Origin of the sequence: Micromonospora sp. NPDC049048, assembly GCF_043197615.1 — a bacterium.
Taxonomy (GTDB): domain Bacteria; phylum Actinomycetota; class Actinomycetes; order Mycobacteriales; family Micromonosporaceae; genus Micromonospora.
The window spans coordinates 811,694-824,171 of sequence record NZ_JBICTM010000001.1; the positions used below are offsets into that span (position 1 = coordinate 811,694).

Annotated in this window: 8 protein-coding genes; 3 read left to right on the top strand and 5 right to left on the bottom strand. The window is 73.4% G+C overall.

The annotated features are described in order from the left end of the window. Positions 1–16: 16 nt before the first annotated feature. Positions 17–694, top strand: coding sequence for a DUF3592 domain-containing protein (locus tag ACGFIG_RS03905; RefSeq protein WP_392998859.1), 678 nt, complete (start codon positions 17–19; stop codon positions 692–694). Positions 695–763: 69 nt separating this feature from the next. On the opposite strand, the gene ACGFIG_RS03910 is transcribed toward ACGFIG_RS03905, so the two are convergent. After that, positions 764–1,903, bottom strand: coding sequence for an acetate/propionate family kinase (locus ACGFIG_RS03910; RefSeq protein WP_392998861.1), 1,140 nt, complete (start codon positions 1,901–1,903; stop codon positions 764–766). Further along, positions 1,900–3,972, bottom strand: coding sequence for a phosphate acetyltransferase (gene pta / locus ACGFIG_RS03915; RefSeq protein ID WP_392998863.1), 2,073 nt, complete (start codon positions 3,970–3,972; stop codon positions 1,900–1,902). Before pta ends, ACGFIG_RS03910 begins: the two co-directional genes overlap by 4 nt. Positions 3,973–4,096: 124 nt before the next feature. On the opposite strand from pta, the gene ACGFIG_RS03920 reads away from it, so the two are divergent. Further along, positions 4,097–4,939, top strand: a complete 843-nt coding sequence (locus ACGFIG_RS03920) for a hypothetical protein (protein WP_392998865.1) — start codon at positions 4,097–4,099, stop codon at positions 4,937–4,939. Then, positions 4,932–7,160 carry a bifunctional polysaccharide deacetylase/glycosyltransferase family 2 protein gene (locus ACGFIG_RS03925; RefSeq protein WP_392998867.1) on the top strand — a complete coding sequence of 743 codons (2,229 nt, stop codon included), beginning with the start codon at positions 4,932–4,934 and terminating at the stop codon, positions 7,158–7,160. Before ACGFIG_RS03920 ends, ACGFIG_RS03925 begins: the two co-directional genes overlap by 8 nt. Before the next feature lie 67 nt (positions 7,161–7,227). Here the strand turns inward: ACGFIG_RS03925 and ACGFIG_RS03930 are convergent, their stop codons facing one another. From ACGFIG_RS03930 to ACGFIG_RS03940, 3 genes are all read right to left on the bottom strand, one after another. Continuing rightward, positions 7,228–8,271: a glycoside hydrolase family 6 protein gene (locus ACGFIG_RS03930; RefSeq protein ID WP_392998869.1), complete on the bottom strand. Its 1,044-nt coding sequence runs from the start codon at positions 8,269–8,271 to the stop codon at positions 7,228–7,230. A gap of 32 nt (positions 8,272–8,303) precedes the next feature. Beyond that, complete coding sequence (locus tag ACGFIG_RS03935) at positions 8,304–8,483, bottom strand: DUF6104 family protein (protein WP_392998871.1); 180 nt, start codon at positions 8,481–8,483, stop codon at positions 8,304–8,306. 141 nt (positions 8,484–8,624) lie between these two features. After that, entirely contained in the window at positions 8,625–12,362 is a 3,738-nt protein-coding gene (locus ACGFIG_RS03940) for a multifunctional oxoglutarate decarboxylase/oxoglutarate dehydrogenase thiamine pyrophosphate-binding subunit/dihydrolipoyllysine-residue succinyltransferase subunit (RefSeq protein WP_392998873.1), read from the bottom strand. Positions 12,363–12,478 lie beyond the last annotated feature (116 nt).

Sequence of the window (12,478 nt, forward strand, 5' to 3'; positions counted from 1 at the left end):
AAGCCCGGAGCCAGCGGTGGGCGCGGGGGGCCGCGACCGGCGCGGCGATCAGACCGACGCCGGCCCGCCGGGAAGCCCGGAGCAGGCGGTGGGCCCGGGGCGTGTTCCCGGCCGGTGGCGTCGGCTGCGCTCCCGGCTGCGCGGCGTCCACCGGCGCAGCGCCGTCATCGGTCTGGTGCTGCTGCTCGCGGGCCTGACGAACGCGGTGGCCACCGGGGCGTACAAGTGGCACCTGCACGCCAAGGCGGAGCGGCTGCGCGCGGACGGCGTCCCGGTGCGGGCCACCGTGACCGACCGGCGCGACAACGTGGGGCGCGGCGGCGGCACCGACACCGTCCGGGTCTGGTACGAGTACGGCGGCGTCCAGCACGACAAGCGCATCCTCTGCGGCTCGGCCGGCGGCTGCGCCGAGGAACCCCCGGCGGCGATGACACTCTGGGTCGATCCGGAGCGGCCGGCGGAGTTCGTGGCCGCCAACGGCAACACCGACGACTCGGTCTTCTTCCTCAACTCCTGGCGCGGCATCCCGTTCGGGCTGCTGGGGGCGGCGTTGGGCGGGGGATTCCTCTTCGCGGCCCTCGTTCCGACGGGGATGTTCGACCGGCCCGCCCTCGCACCGCCCCGGCGGGGCCGGGGACGCGACCGCGTCCGGCGCACCCGGGCCGCCCGGCGACGAGGAAAGGCCCGCCGCTGAGGCCGACGGTGACGGCGCGAATCCCGACCACGGCTCGCGAATTCGCCCGCCGCGAAGGCGGTCAGCCGGTCAGGCGGTGGCCTCGACCACCGCGCGGGTCTGGAGGGCGATCTCCCGCTCCTCGTCGGTGCCGATGACGCAGACGGTCACCTCGGCGCCCTCCGGCGAGATGACCCGGTCGCCGGTGCCGGCGTTGCGGTCCGGGTCCACCGCGATGCCGAGCCGTTCCAGGCCGGCCATGGCGGCGGCGCGGACCGGGGCGGCGTGCTCGCCGACGCCGGCCGTGAAGGTGACCGCGTCCACCCGGCCGAGCAGCGCGTAGTAGGCCCCGACGTAACCGGTGATCCGCCGGCAGCAGACGTCGAAGGCGAGGGCCGCCGCCGGATCGCCGTCCGCCCGGCGCGCGAGCACCTCGCGCATGTCGTTGGCGCCGGTGAGCCCGAGCAGGCCGCTGCGGTGGTTGAGCAGGTCGTCGATCTCGTCGACCGAGAGCCCGCCCTCCCGGCGCAGGTGGAAGATCACCGTCGGGTCGAGGTCGCCGCTGCGGGTGCCCATCACCAGGCCCTCCAGCGGCGACATGCCCATCGAGGTGGCCACGCTCCGGCCGCCGGCCACCGCGCAGGCGCTCGCGCCGTTGCCGAGGTGCAGGGTGATGCTGTTGACCTCCGCGTACGGGCGGCCGAGCAGTTCGGCGGTGCGCCGCGACACGTACGCGTGCGAGGTGCCGTGGAACCCGTAGCGGCGGATGCCGTACCGCTCGGCGGTGTCCCGCTCGATCGCGTAGGTGGCGGCGGCCTCGGGCAGGGTGTGGTGGAACGCGGTGTCGAAGACGGCGACCTGCGGCACCTCCGGCAGTGCCGCCCGCGTGGCCTCGATACCGGTCAGGTTGGCGGGGTTGTGCAGCGGCGCCAGCGGGATCAGGTCGCGGATCGCGGTCAGCACCGCGTCGTCGATCAGCACGGGCTCGCCGAACCGCTTCCCGCCGTGCACGACCCGGTGCCCGACGGCGGTCAGGCCGGTCACGTCCAGCCCGTCGAGGATGTCCCGGACGGCCGTCTCGTGGTCGGCCGGCCCGCCGCCGGCCTCGCCGACCCGCTCGACGGTGCCCTTGTCGACCACCCGGTCACCGTCGAAGAGCCGGAACTTCACCGACGACGACCCGCAGTTGAGCACGAGCACCCGGGAGGGGGACGGATCCGGCGTGGTCATGACGACTCCTCGGCGGCCGCGGCCTGGATCGCGGTGATCGCCACGGTGTTGACGATGTCCGGCACGGTGGCGCCCCGGGACAGGTCGTTCACCGGCCGGCGCAGGCCCTGCATCACCGGCCCGACGGCCACCGCCCCGGCGGACCGCTGCACCGCCTTGTACGTGTTGTTGCCCGTGTTCAGGTCCGGGAAGATGAAGACCGTGGCCCGGCCGGCGACCTCGCTGCCGGGCAGCTTCGTCGCCGCCACCGCCGGGTCGATCGCCGCGTCGTACTGGATGGGCCCCTCGACGAGCAGGTCCGGGCGGCGTTCGCGGACCAGCGCGGTCGCCGCCGCGACCTTCTCCACGTCGGCGCCCGCCCCCGAACTGCCGGTGGAGTAGGAGAGCATCGCGAGCCGGGGCTCGATGCCGAACCGGGCGGCGGTGTCCGCCGAGGAGATGGCGATGTCGGCGAGTTGGGCGGCGTCCGGGTCGGGATTGACCGCGCAGTCGCCGTAGACGAGCACCCGGTCGGCGAGCAGCATGAAGAAGACGCTGGAGGCCACCGAGACGCCCGGCACGTTCCGGATGATCTCGAACGCGGGGCGGATGGTGGCGGCGGTGGTGTGGGTCGCGCCGGAGACCATCCCGTCGGCGTGCCCGGAGTGCACCATCAGCGTGCCGAAGTAGTTGGGCTGGGCGACGATGTCGTGGGCCAGGTCGACGGTGACGCCGCGGTGGGCGCGCAGCTCGGCGTACGTGGTGGCGAACTCGTCGCGCCACTCGCTGGTGACGGGGTCGACCACCTGCGCGCCGGTGATGTCGATGCCCAGCTCGCGGGTGCGCCGGGCGATGTCGTCGGGGCGGCCGAGCAGGGTGATGTCGGCGACGCCCCGGCGCAGCAGGATCTCCGTGGCCCGCAGGATCCGTTCCTCCGCCCCCTCGGGCAGCACGAGGTGCCGGCGCCGGGCCCGGGCGCGGTCGATCAGGTCGTACTCGAACATCAGCGGGGTGACCCGCTCGGAGCGGCTGACCCGCAGCCGGCGGGCCAGGTCGTCGGTGTCCACGCAGCGCTCGAACGCGCCGAGGGCGGCCTCCACCTTGCGCGGGTTGGTCGCGCTGGGCCGCCCCTCGATCCGACTGGACGCGGCGACGGTATCGTAGCTGTCGCTGGGCACGGAGAGCACCGCGAGCCCGGTGTTGAGCCCTTCGACGAGTCGCATCGCGCGCGGGTCGGGCCGCTCGCCGAGGGTCAGCACCAGCCCGGCGACCGAGACCTGCCCGGCCACGTGCGCCGCGCTCGCCGCCACCAGCAGGTCGGCCCGGTCGCCCGGGGTGATCACCAGCGCGCCCTCGGTGAGGTGGTCCAGCAGCGTCGGCACGTGCGCCGCCCCCACCACGTAGTCGAGCACGTCGCGGCTGAGCGCGTCGTCGTCCCCGGCGAGCAGGGTGGCGCCGAGCGCCGCCGCCACCTCGGCCACCGTCGGCGCCGACACGGTCGGCACCTCCGGGATGGCGTACGTGGGGACGGGCAGCTCGGGCATCGTCATCGGGCCGGGGACCCGGTTGGCGATGACGGCCAGCACCGTCGCCCCGAGGTCCTCCAGATCGTGGTACGCCCCGCGCGCCGCCGCCGCGATCGCCGCCGGATCCTGCTCGAAGCCGTCGACGACGGGCACCACGACGCTGCCGAACTCGGTGGCCAGCCGGGCGTTGAAGGCCAGCTCGCGGGGGCCGGCCCCGTCGCCGCCGTCGGCGAAGTCGCTGCCGACCACGACCACGGCGGGGCAGCGCCGCTCGACCGCCCGGTAGCGCTCGACGATGCGGCTGACCAGTTCCTCCCGCCGCCCGTCGGCCACCAGCGCGGTCGCCTCGGCGTAGCTGGTGCCGCTCAGGTCGACCAGGGGCGGCTCGATGCGGTAGCGGTCACTGAGCAGGGCGAGGATCGGGTCGGGGCCGTTCCCGCGCACCAGCGGCCGGAACGCGCCGATCCGCTCGACCTGCCGGGACAGCAACTCGGCCAGGCCGAGGGCGACGGTCGACTTTCCCCCGCCCGAACCCACGCTGGTCAGGTACACGCTCCGGGCCACGCCCTCACGCTACAAGATCGTGGAGGTGCCCGCCGCGATCCATATCGTGAGCAGGGGGGATGCTCGTCTCACTCCGCGGGCGGACTGACCGCTCCGACCGGCGACGTTCCTAGACTCGCTACCCGTGCCCGACCGTTCCGCCGCAGCTCAGGCGGCCATCGACAGCCCGACCGTCGTCCAGGAGACGAATGTAGGGCCAGCCGTCGTGCCGGCCGGTACCCACGCGCCGACGGTCGTCCACGCGCCGGTCGACGCGCCGACAGTGGTCCACCCGACGGCCGACGCCCCGACGGCGCCGCTGCCGGCGGTGGACGCCCCGACAGTGGTCCGCCCGACGGCACCGCTGCCGGCGGTGGACGCGCCCACGGTGGTCCGCCCGGCGGTCCACGCGCCGGGGGCACCGCTGTCGATGGTGGGCACTCCGACGGTCCGGGCTGCGGCGGACGCCCGACCGGGGGCGGACGCCCCGACCGCCGTCCACGCCGCCGTGCCCTCGTCCGCGCCGGTCTTCGTCGACCCGAGCGGGCGACGCCGGCAGCGGCTGCGCTGGCTCGCGTACGCCCTGGGGCTGGCCGGCGTGGCGTACACCGCCCTGGTCGGGATGAGCTTCGTCGGGGGACCGGTGAGCCCGGAGAACGTCCTGCCCTTCGTCGAGTCCACCCGACGCCCCTGGACCCCGCCGCCGGCGCCCGCCGCCCCGGAGCCGGCCGTCGGACGGTCCGCGCCGGTCGTGCCCGGCGACAGGTCGACCTCGGGCACCCCGGCGGCGCCCCGGTCGTCCTCGCGTCCGGCGCAGACGCCCGCCGGCACGCCATCCGCCCCCGGCCGCACCACCCCGCCCCCGGTCTCACGGTCACCCGCGACCACCACCCCACCCGCCCCGCCGGCAGCCGAGCCGCCGCCGGAGGAACCGTCCCCGGTGATCGAGCCGCCGCCCGCTCCCGGGGAAGCGGACGGCGATGGCTGACCGCGCGCGTCCGCGCGGGTCCGGGACGGCCGTCCGCCGCCACCGCCGGGCCCGGCGGGTCGCGCCGCCGCCCAGCTGGACCGTGCTCGGCATGCTGCTCGTCGTCCTGGCCGGTGTGCTCCTCGTCGACGCGTACGCGAACGCCGCCTTCGTGCCCGAGCGCCGGCCGGCCGGCACCGGCCAGGACCGGGTGCCCGACGAGGTGGTGCGGGGCGGGCCGATCATCAGCGCCGGTGACGAGCGGACCCGTTCCTACCGGCTGCCGCCCCGCACCGTCTCGCTGACCTTCGACGACGGCCCGGACCCGTACTGGACCCGGGAGGTGCTCCGGGTGCTGGACGCCCACCAGGTCAGGGCCACCTTCTTCGTGCTGGGGGCGCAGGTCGCCCGGCATCCCGAGCTGGTCCGGGAGATGTCGGCGGCCGGGCACGAGATCGGGGTGCACACCTTCACCCACCCCGACCTGAGCACCATGCCGGGCTGGCGGCGCCGCATGGAGTACGCCCAGACCCAGCTCGCGGTCGCCGGCGCGGCGGGAATCCGGAGTTCGCTGGTGCGGTTCCCGTACTCCTCGCACGCCCACGCGCTCGACGACCGGGACTGGCCGCTGGTCACCGAGGCCGGCGACCTGGGCTACCTGACGGTGCTCAACGACACCGACAGTCGGGACTGGGCGCTGCCGGGCGTCGAGCGGATCGTCGAGAACGCCACGCCGTCCGGGTACGCGGGCGCGATCACGCTGTGGCACGACGCCGGCGGCGACCGCGCGCAGACCGTCGAGGCGCTGGACCGGTTCATCCCGTTGATGAAGGCGCGCGGGTACGAGTTCACCACCGTCACCGGCGGGCTGAACCAGGCGTTGGCCGGCGCGGGGGTGCAGCACGAGGTGATCGGCAACCCGGCCGCCTCCGTCGGGGACCGGTGGCGGGGGCGGATGCTGGGCTGGGCGGTGCGGGGCGCGGACCGGACGATGAGCGGCTTCGGGCTGCTCTTCGTCGTCGTCGGGGTGCTCACGGTCGGGCGTACCGCACTGCTCTTCCTGCTCGCCGGGCGGCACGCCCGGCGGCGGCGTGCCCGGGACTGGACCTGGGGGCCGCCGGTCACCGCGCCGGTGTCGGTGATCGTCCCGGCGTACAACGAGAAGGAGGGGATCGCGGCGGCGGTCCGCTCGCTGGCCACCGGCGACCATCCCGGGGGGATCGAGGTGGTCGTCGTCGACGACGGCTCCACCGACGGCACCGCCGACATCGCCGAGGGGCTCGGCCTGCCGAACGTCCGGGTGGTCCGCAGGCCCAACGGCGGCAAGCCGAGCGCGTTGAACACCGGCGTCGCGCTGGCCCGGCACGACCTGATCGTGATGGTCGACGGCGACACCATCCTCGAACGGGACTCCGTCCGGCGGCTGGTGCAGCCGTTCGCCGACCCGCAGGTCGGCGCGGTGGCCGGCAACGTCAAGGTGGGCAACCGGGACAGCCTGATCGCCAAGTGGCAGCACATCGAGTACGTGATCGGCTTCAACCTCGACCGCCGCCTCTACGAGTCGATGCGCTGCATGTCGACGGTGCCGGGGGCGATCGGCGGCTTCCGGCGGGAGGCGCTGGTGTACGCCGGCGGGATGACCGACGACACCCTGGCCGAGGACACCGACATCACCATGGCGCTGGGCCGGGCCGGCTGGAAGGTGGTGTACGAGGAGACGGCGCGCGCCTGGACCGAGGCCCCGGCGACGATGGGGCAGCTGTGGAAGCAGCGCTACCGGTGGAGCTACGGCACCATGCAGGCGATGTGGAAGCACCGGCGGTCCCTGCTCGACCGGGGCGCGTCCGGCCGGTTCACCCGCCGCTGCCTGGCCTTCCTCAGCCTGTTCGGGGTGCTGCTGCCCCTGCTGGCGCCGGTGATCGACCTGATGGCCCTGTACGGGTTGTTCTTCCTGGACAGCACCGCCACGGCGGTGGCCTGGCTGGCCATGCTCGGGTTGCAGGCACTGACCGCCGTGGTGGCGTTCCGGCTGGACCGGGAGAAGCTGGGCGTGCTGTGGGTGCTGCCGCTCCAGCAGTTCGTCTACCGGCAACTGATGTACCTGGTGATGCTCCAGTCGGTGGTCACCGCGTTGACCGGCGGCCGGCTGGGCTGGCAGAAGCTGCGGCGGACCGGCCTGGCACCGGCGGAACGCGGCGGCGCGGCTGACCGACCCGCTGCCCTGACCAACCCGCTGCCCTGACCGGCCGGCTGCCCTGACCGGCCCGGGCCGGCTGAGCGGTTGACCTGCCCGGGTCGGCCGGGTGGGGTCAGCCGGCGCGCCGGGCCAGGCCGAGGGCGTACTCGGGCCACCAGACGCCGCTGTCCGGCTCCCCGGGGCGGCAGGCGCCGTCGGACTCACCCGGGTACTTGATCCAGAGCAGCGCGTCCACCCGTGGCAGGCCCGGGTCGGCCGTCGGCTCCTCACCGAGCGCCCGCCCCGGCGGATTGCACCAGCTGGGCGCGCCGCCCACCGTGGTGCCCGCGTGGGGGCCGTTGCCGCTGCGGCTGGTGTCGACGACGAACCGGGTGCCGCCGCCGAGGGCGTCGGAGACGCGGTGGCCGTAGCGGACGTTCTGCGCGGTGTCGACGAAGTTGGCCACGTTGAGCGCGAAGCCGTCGGCCTCGCCGATCCCCGCCCGGTCGAGCGCCGCCGCGAGCGCGGCCACATCGGAGACCCAGCCGGGGTGCCCCGCGTCGACGTAGACCCGGGCGCTGCCGGTGCTGCCGAGCACCGTGACGGCGTCCCGCAGCAGCGTGAGCCGCCCGTCGGGGTCGCGGACGCAGCCCTGCACGGCGTCCGGCACCGCCCCGGGTTCGAGGACCACGGTGACCGGCCGGCCTCCGACGCCCGCCGCGAGGTCGCGGATCCAGCGCTGGTACTCCGCCGGACCGCCGGCCCCGCCGGTGCCCTGCCGACCGCAGTCGCGGTCGGGGATGTTGTGCACCACCAGCAGCGGCGTCTGGCCGGCGAGCGCCGCCCGCCCCAGGAACGCGTCCACCTCGTCGCGGACCGCCGGCCCGCCGGTCAGCCACTTCGCGCTGGGCCGCGTGCCGATCCGGCGCAGCGCCGCCGCGTCGGCGGTCCGGCCCAGCGCCTCCCACCGGTCCGCCTCCGCCGCCGCCGGGTTGCCCGGGTCGACGTAGAAGACCGGGGGCAGGTCCACCGCCGGGGACCCAGTTGCGCTCCCCGGCGCCGGCACGGGGCGTGGGGGTTCCGCGCCGCAGCCCGCGAGCAGCAGCGCCACGGCGGCACCCGCCGCCAGGGCCGACCGGCGTACGGGTGTGCGGCGGGAGCGGTTCGGTGGGGGCACCAGGGACGTCCGTTGCTCCGGGGTGATCCGGCTCAGTCCTCGTCCTCGTCGTCGAGGCGGGCGAGCCAGGTGGCGAAGCGCTCGATCGGGGTCTCGAACTCGGGGTTGAGGTCCACGAAGTCGCGTAGGCGCTCGCCGAGCCACTCCATGCTGACCTGCTCCTCGCCCCGGCGCTCGACCAGTTCCTCGATACCGCGGTCGGTGAAGTACATCCTGTCCGTTCCCTCTTCGTCGCTGTGCTGTGCGGGCCGTGGTGCCGCCGGACCTGCCGGCGGCGGGAGCCGGGACGGCGACCGGGGCAGAGCCGTCAGGGTCGACGGGCTCTGCCCCGGTGCGCTCGGCGGTGCGTCAGGTCACGGGCGGGGCAGGGCCGCCTCGATCAGCGCGGTGTGCTCGACCTCGTGCATCTTGGCGGAGCCGACGGCGGGGGCTGCCGCAGCCGGGCGGGAGATCCGGCGCAGCCGTACCTCCGACAGGTGCTCCAGCAGGTTGAGCGCGACGAACGACCAGGCACCCTGGTTGGCCGGCTCCTCCTGCACCCAGGCGAAGTCCTCGGCGTTCGGGTACGCCGCCAGGGCGGCCCGGATCTCCTCGACCGGCATCGGGTAGAGCTGCTCGATCCGGATGATCGCGGTGTCGGTGACACCGCGCTCCTGCCGGGCCTGGAACAGGTCGTAGTAGACCTTGCCCGAGCAGAGCAGCACCCGCTTCACCTGCTCCGGCGCCGGGGAGCCCGAGTCGGGCAGGACCGGCTGGAAGGTGCCGGTGGTGAAGTCCTCCACCGGGGAGACGCAGAGCTTGTGCCGCAGCAGCGACTTCGGCGTGAACACCACCAGCGGCTTGCGCTTCGGCGACAGCGCCTGGCGGCGCAGCAGGTGGAAGTAGTTCGCCGGGGTCGTCGGGATGGACACCCGCATGTTGTCCTCGGCGCACATCTGCAGGAACCGCTCCGGGCGGCCGGAGGTGTGGTCCGGGCCCTGGCCCTCGTGGCCGTGCGGCAGCAGCAGCGTGACGGCGGAACGCTGGCCCCACTTCACCTCGCCGGAGGAGATGAACTCGTCGATCACCGACTGGGCGCCGTTGACGAAGTCGCCGAACTGCGCCTCCCAGCAGACCAGCGCGTCGAGGTTCTCCACCGAGTAGCCGTACTCGAAGCCCATCGCCGCGTACTCGCTGAGCAGGGAGTCGTGCACGAAGAACCGCGACCGCTCGCCGTCGGCGGTCAGCGACTGCAACGGCAGGTAGTCGTTGCCGGTCTGCGCGTCGACCACGGAGGCGTGCCGCTGCACGAAGGTGCCCCGGCGGGAGTCCTGCCCGGCGAGCCGGACGGTGACCCCGTCGTGCAGCAGCGAGCCGAACGCGATGATCTCGCCGAAGCCCCAGTCGATGTTGCCCTCGACGGACATCTTGGCCCGCCGGTCGAGCAGCTGCTGGATCCGCTTGTGCGGGGTGAAGCCCTCCGGCAGGTTGACGTGCGCGTCGCCGATGGCCCTGACGACGGCGGCGTCCGTGGCGGTCTGCACCTGCGGCTCCGGCTCGTCCTCCCGCTTGGGGCGGCTGAGCTGCCGCGGGGTGGTGGCCGCGTCGCGGGTGGCCTTGAAGACCCGCTCGAGCTGCGCCTGGTAGTCGCGCAGCAGCTCCTCCGCGTCCTCCACGGTGATATCGCCGCGCCCGATCAGCTCCTCGGTGTAGAGCTTCCGGACGGACCGCTTCGAGTCGATGATCTTGTACATCTGCGGGTTGGACATCGACGGGTCGTCGCCCTCGTTGTGCCCGCGCCGCCGGTAGCAGACCATGTCGATGACGACGTCCTTGTTGAACTCCTGCCGGTACTCGAAGGCCAGCCGGGCGACCCGGACCACGGCCTCGGGGTCGTCACCGTTGACGTGGAAGATCGGCGCCTGGATCATCCGGGCGACGTCGGTGCTGTAGAGGCTGGAGCGGCTGTACTCCGGGGCGGTGGTGAAGCCGACCTGGTTGTTGACCACCACGTGGACGGTGCCGCCGGTGCGGTAACCGCTGAGCTGCGAGAGGTTGAGGGTCTCGGCGACCACGCCCTGGCCCGCGAAGGCGGCGTCACCGTGCACCGCCAGCGGCAGCACGGTGTAGCCCTCCAGCTTGAGGTCTATGCGGTCCTGCTTGGCCCGGACGATGCCCTCCAGCACCGGGTCGACGGCCTCCAGGTGCGACGGGTTCGCCACCACCGAGACCTTGACCGAGTGGTCGCCGTCGGGCGTGGTGAACTTGCCGTTCTGGCCCAGGTGGTACTTCACGTCGCCGGAACCCTGGGTGGAGCGCGGGTCGAGGTGCCCCTCGAACTCCGAGAAGATCTTCTCGTACGGCTTGCCGACGATGTTGGCCAGCACGTTGAGCCGACCCCGGTGGGCCATGCCGATGACGACCTCGTCCAGGCCGCCCTCGGCGGAGGCCTCCAGCACCTCGCCGAGCAGCGGGATCAGCGACTCGCCGCCCTCCAGCGAGAAGCGCTTCTGCCCGACGTACTTGGTCTGGAGGAAGGTCTCGAACGCCTCGGCGGCGTTGAGCCGGTTGAGCACGTGCTTCTGCTCGTCGGCCGACGGCTTCTCGTACTTGCGCTCGATCCGCTCCTGGATCCAGCGCCGCTCCTCCGGGTCCTGGATGTGCATGTACTCGATGCCGACGCGCCGGCAGTACGAGTCGCGCAGCACACCGAGGACGGCGCGCAGCTTCATGCGCTGCTTGCCGGCGAAGCCGTTGACCGGGAACTCGCGGTCGAGGTCCCAGAGCGTCAGCCCGTGCTGGAGCACGTCCAGGTCGGGGTGCTTACGGATCTTGAACTCGAGCGGGTCGGTGTCGGCCATCAGGTGCCCGCGCACGCGGTACGCGTGGATCAGCTCGTGCACCCGGGCGGTCTTGTTGATCTGGCCCTCGCTGTTGACCGCGACGTCGCGCATCCAGCGCACCGGCTCGTAGGGGATGCGCAGCGAGGTGAAGATCTGGTCGTAGAAGCCGTGCTCGCCGAGCAGCAGCTCGTGCATGACCTTCAGGAACTCGCCGGACTGGGCACCCTGGATGATCCGGTGGTCGTACGTGCTGGTGAGGGTGATGACCTTGCTGACGGCCAGGTCGGCCAGGGTGGCCTCGGACATGCCCTGGTAGGGGGCCGGGTATTCCATCGCGCCGACACCGATGATGGCGCTCTGCCCCTGCATGAGCCGCGGCATCGAGTGCACGGTGCCGATGCCGCCGGGGTTGGTCAGCGAGATCGTGGTGCCGGAGTAGTCGTCCATGGTCAGCTCGTTGCGGCGGGCGCGCCGGACCACGTCCTCGTACGCCTGCCAGAACTGCCGGAAGTCCATCTGCTCGCAGGCCTTGATGGAGGGGACCACCAGGTTGCGGCTGCCGTCCGGCTTGGAAAGGTCGATCGCGATGCCCAGGTTGACGTGCTCGGGCCGGACCATCACCGGCTTGCCGTCGGTCTCGGCGAAGGAGTTGTTCATCTCCGGGTGGGCGACCAGGGCGCGGACCATCGCGTAGCCGATGAGGTGGGTGAAGCTGACCTTGCCACCGCGCCCACGGGCGAGGTGGTTGTTGATCACGATGCGGTTGTCGACCAGCAGCTTGGCCGGGACGGCGCGCACGCTGGTGGCGGTCGGCACGGCCAGCGAGGCGTCCATGTTCTGGACGATCTTCGCCGCCACGCCACGCAGCGGGGTGGTCTGCGGGCCGGTGGCGGTCGGCTTGGTCCCCGCCGGCTTGGCGGGGGCCGCCTTCGCGGGCGCCGGCTTGGCCGGGGCGGCCTTGGCCGCGGGCTTCTCCTGCGTGGGCTCCGGCTTCTTCTCGGCCGGCTTCTTCTCCGCCGGCTGCGCGACCGTGGTGGCCGCCTCCTGCTGGCCGGCGGGCTCCGGCTTGGCGGCCGGCTTCGGGGCCTGCTCAGCTCCACGCGGCTTTCCGGCGCCGGGCGCCGGGCGGTAGTCCGCGAAGAAGTCGTGCCAGGCCGAATCGACGCTGGTGGGGTCGGCGAGGTAACGCTGGTACATCTCCTCGACGATCCATTCGTTCGGACCGAAACCCGCCAGCGGGTTCTCCTGCGAAGTCTGCTGGGTCGACACGGCCGGTAATCGCCTCTTTCACGCGGGTTTTGTGTGGCACGCGGTGTCCGTAACGCCCTACCTGCGAGCGCGCACGAGACGGCTCCCAGGCTACGCCGTACGGATGCCGCAGGCAT

What these genes read in the sequence shown, in the direction of transcription:
- ACGFIG_RS03925 (WP_392998867.1), top strand. Translation starts at nt 4,932, where the DNA reads ATGGCTGACCGCGCGCGTCCGCGCGGGTCCGGGACGGCCGTCCGCCGC.
- ACGFIG_RS03910 (WP_392998861.1), bottom strand. Translation starts at nt 1,903, where the DNA reads ATGACCACGCCGGATCCGTCCCCCTCCCGGGTGCTCGTGCTCAACTGC.
- ACGFIG_RS03935 (WP_392998871.1), bottom strand. Translation starts at nt 8,483, where the DNA reads ATGTACTTCACCGACCGCGGTATCGAGGAACTGGTCGAGCGCCGGGGC.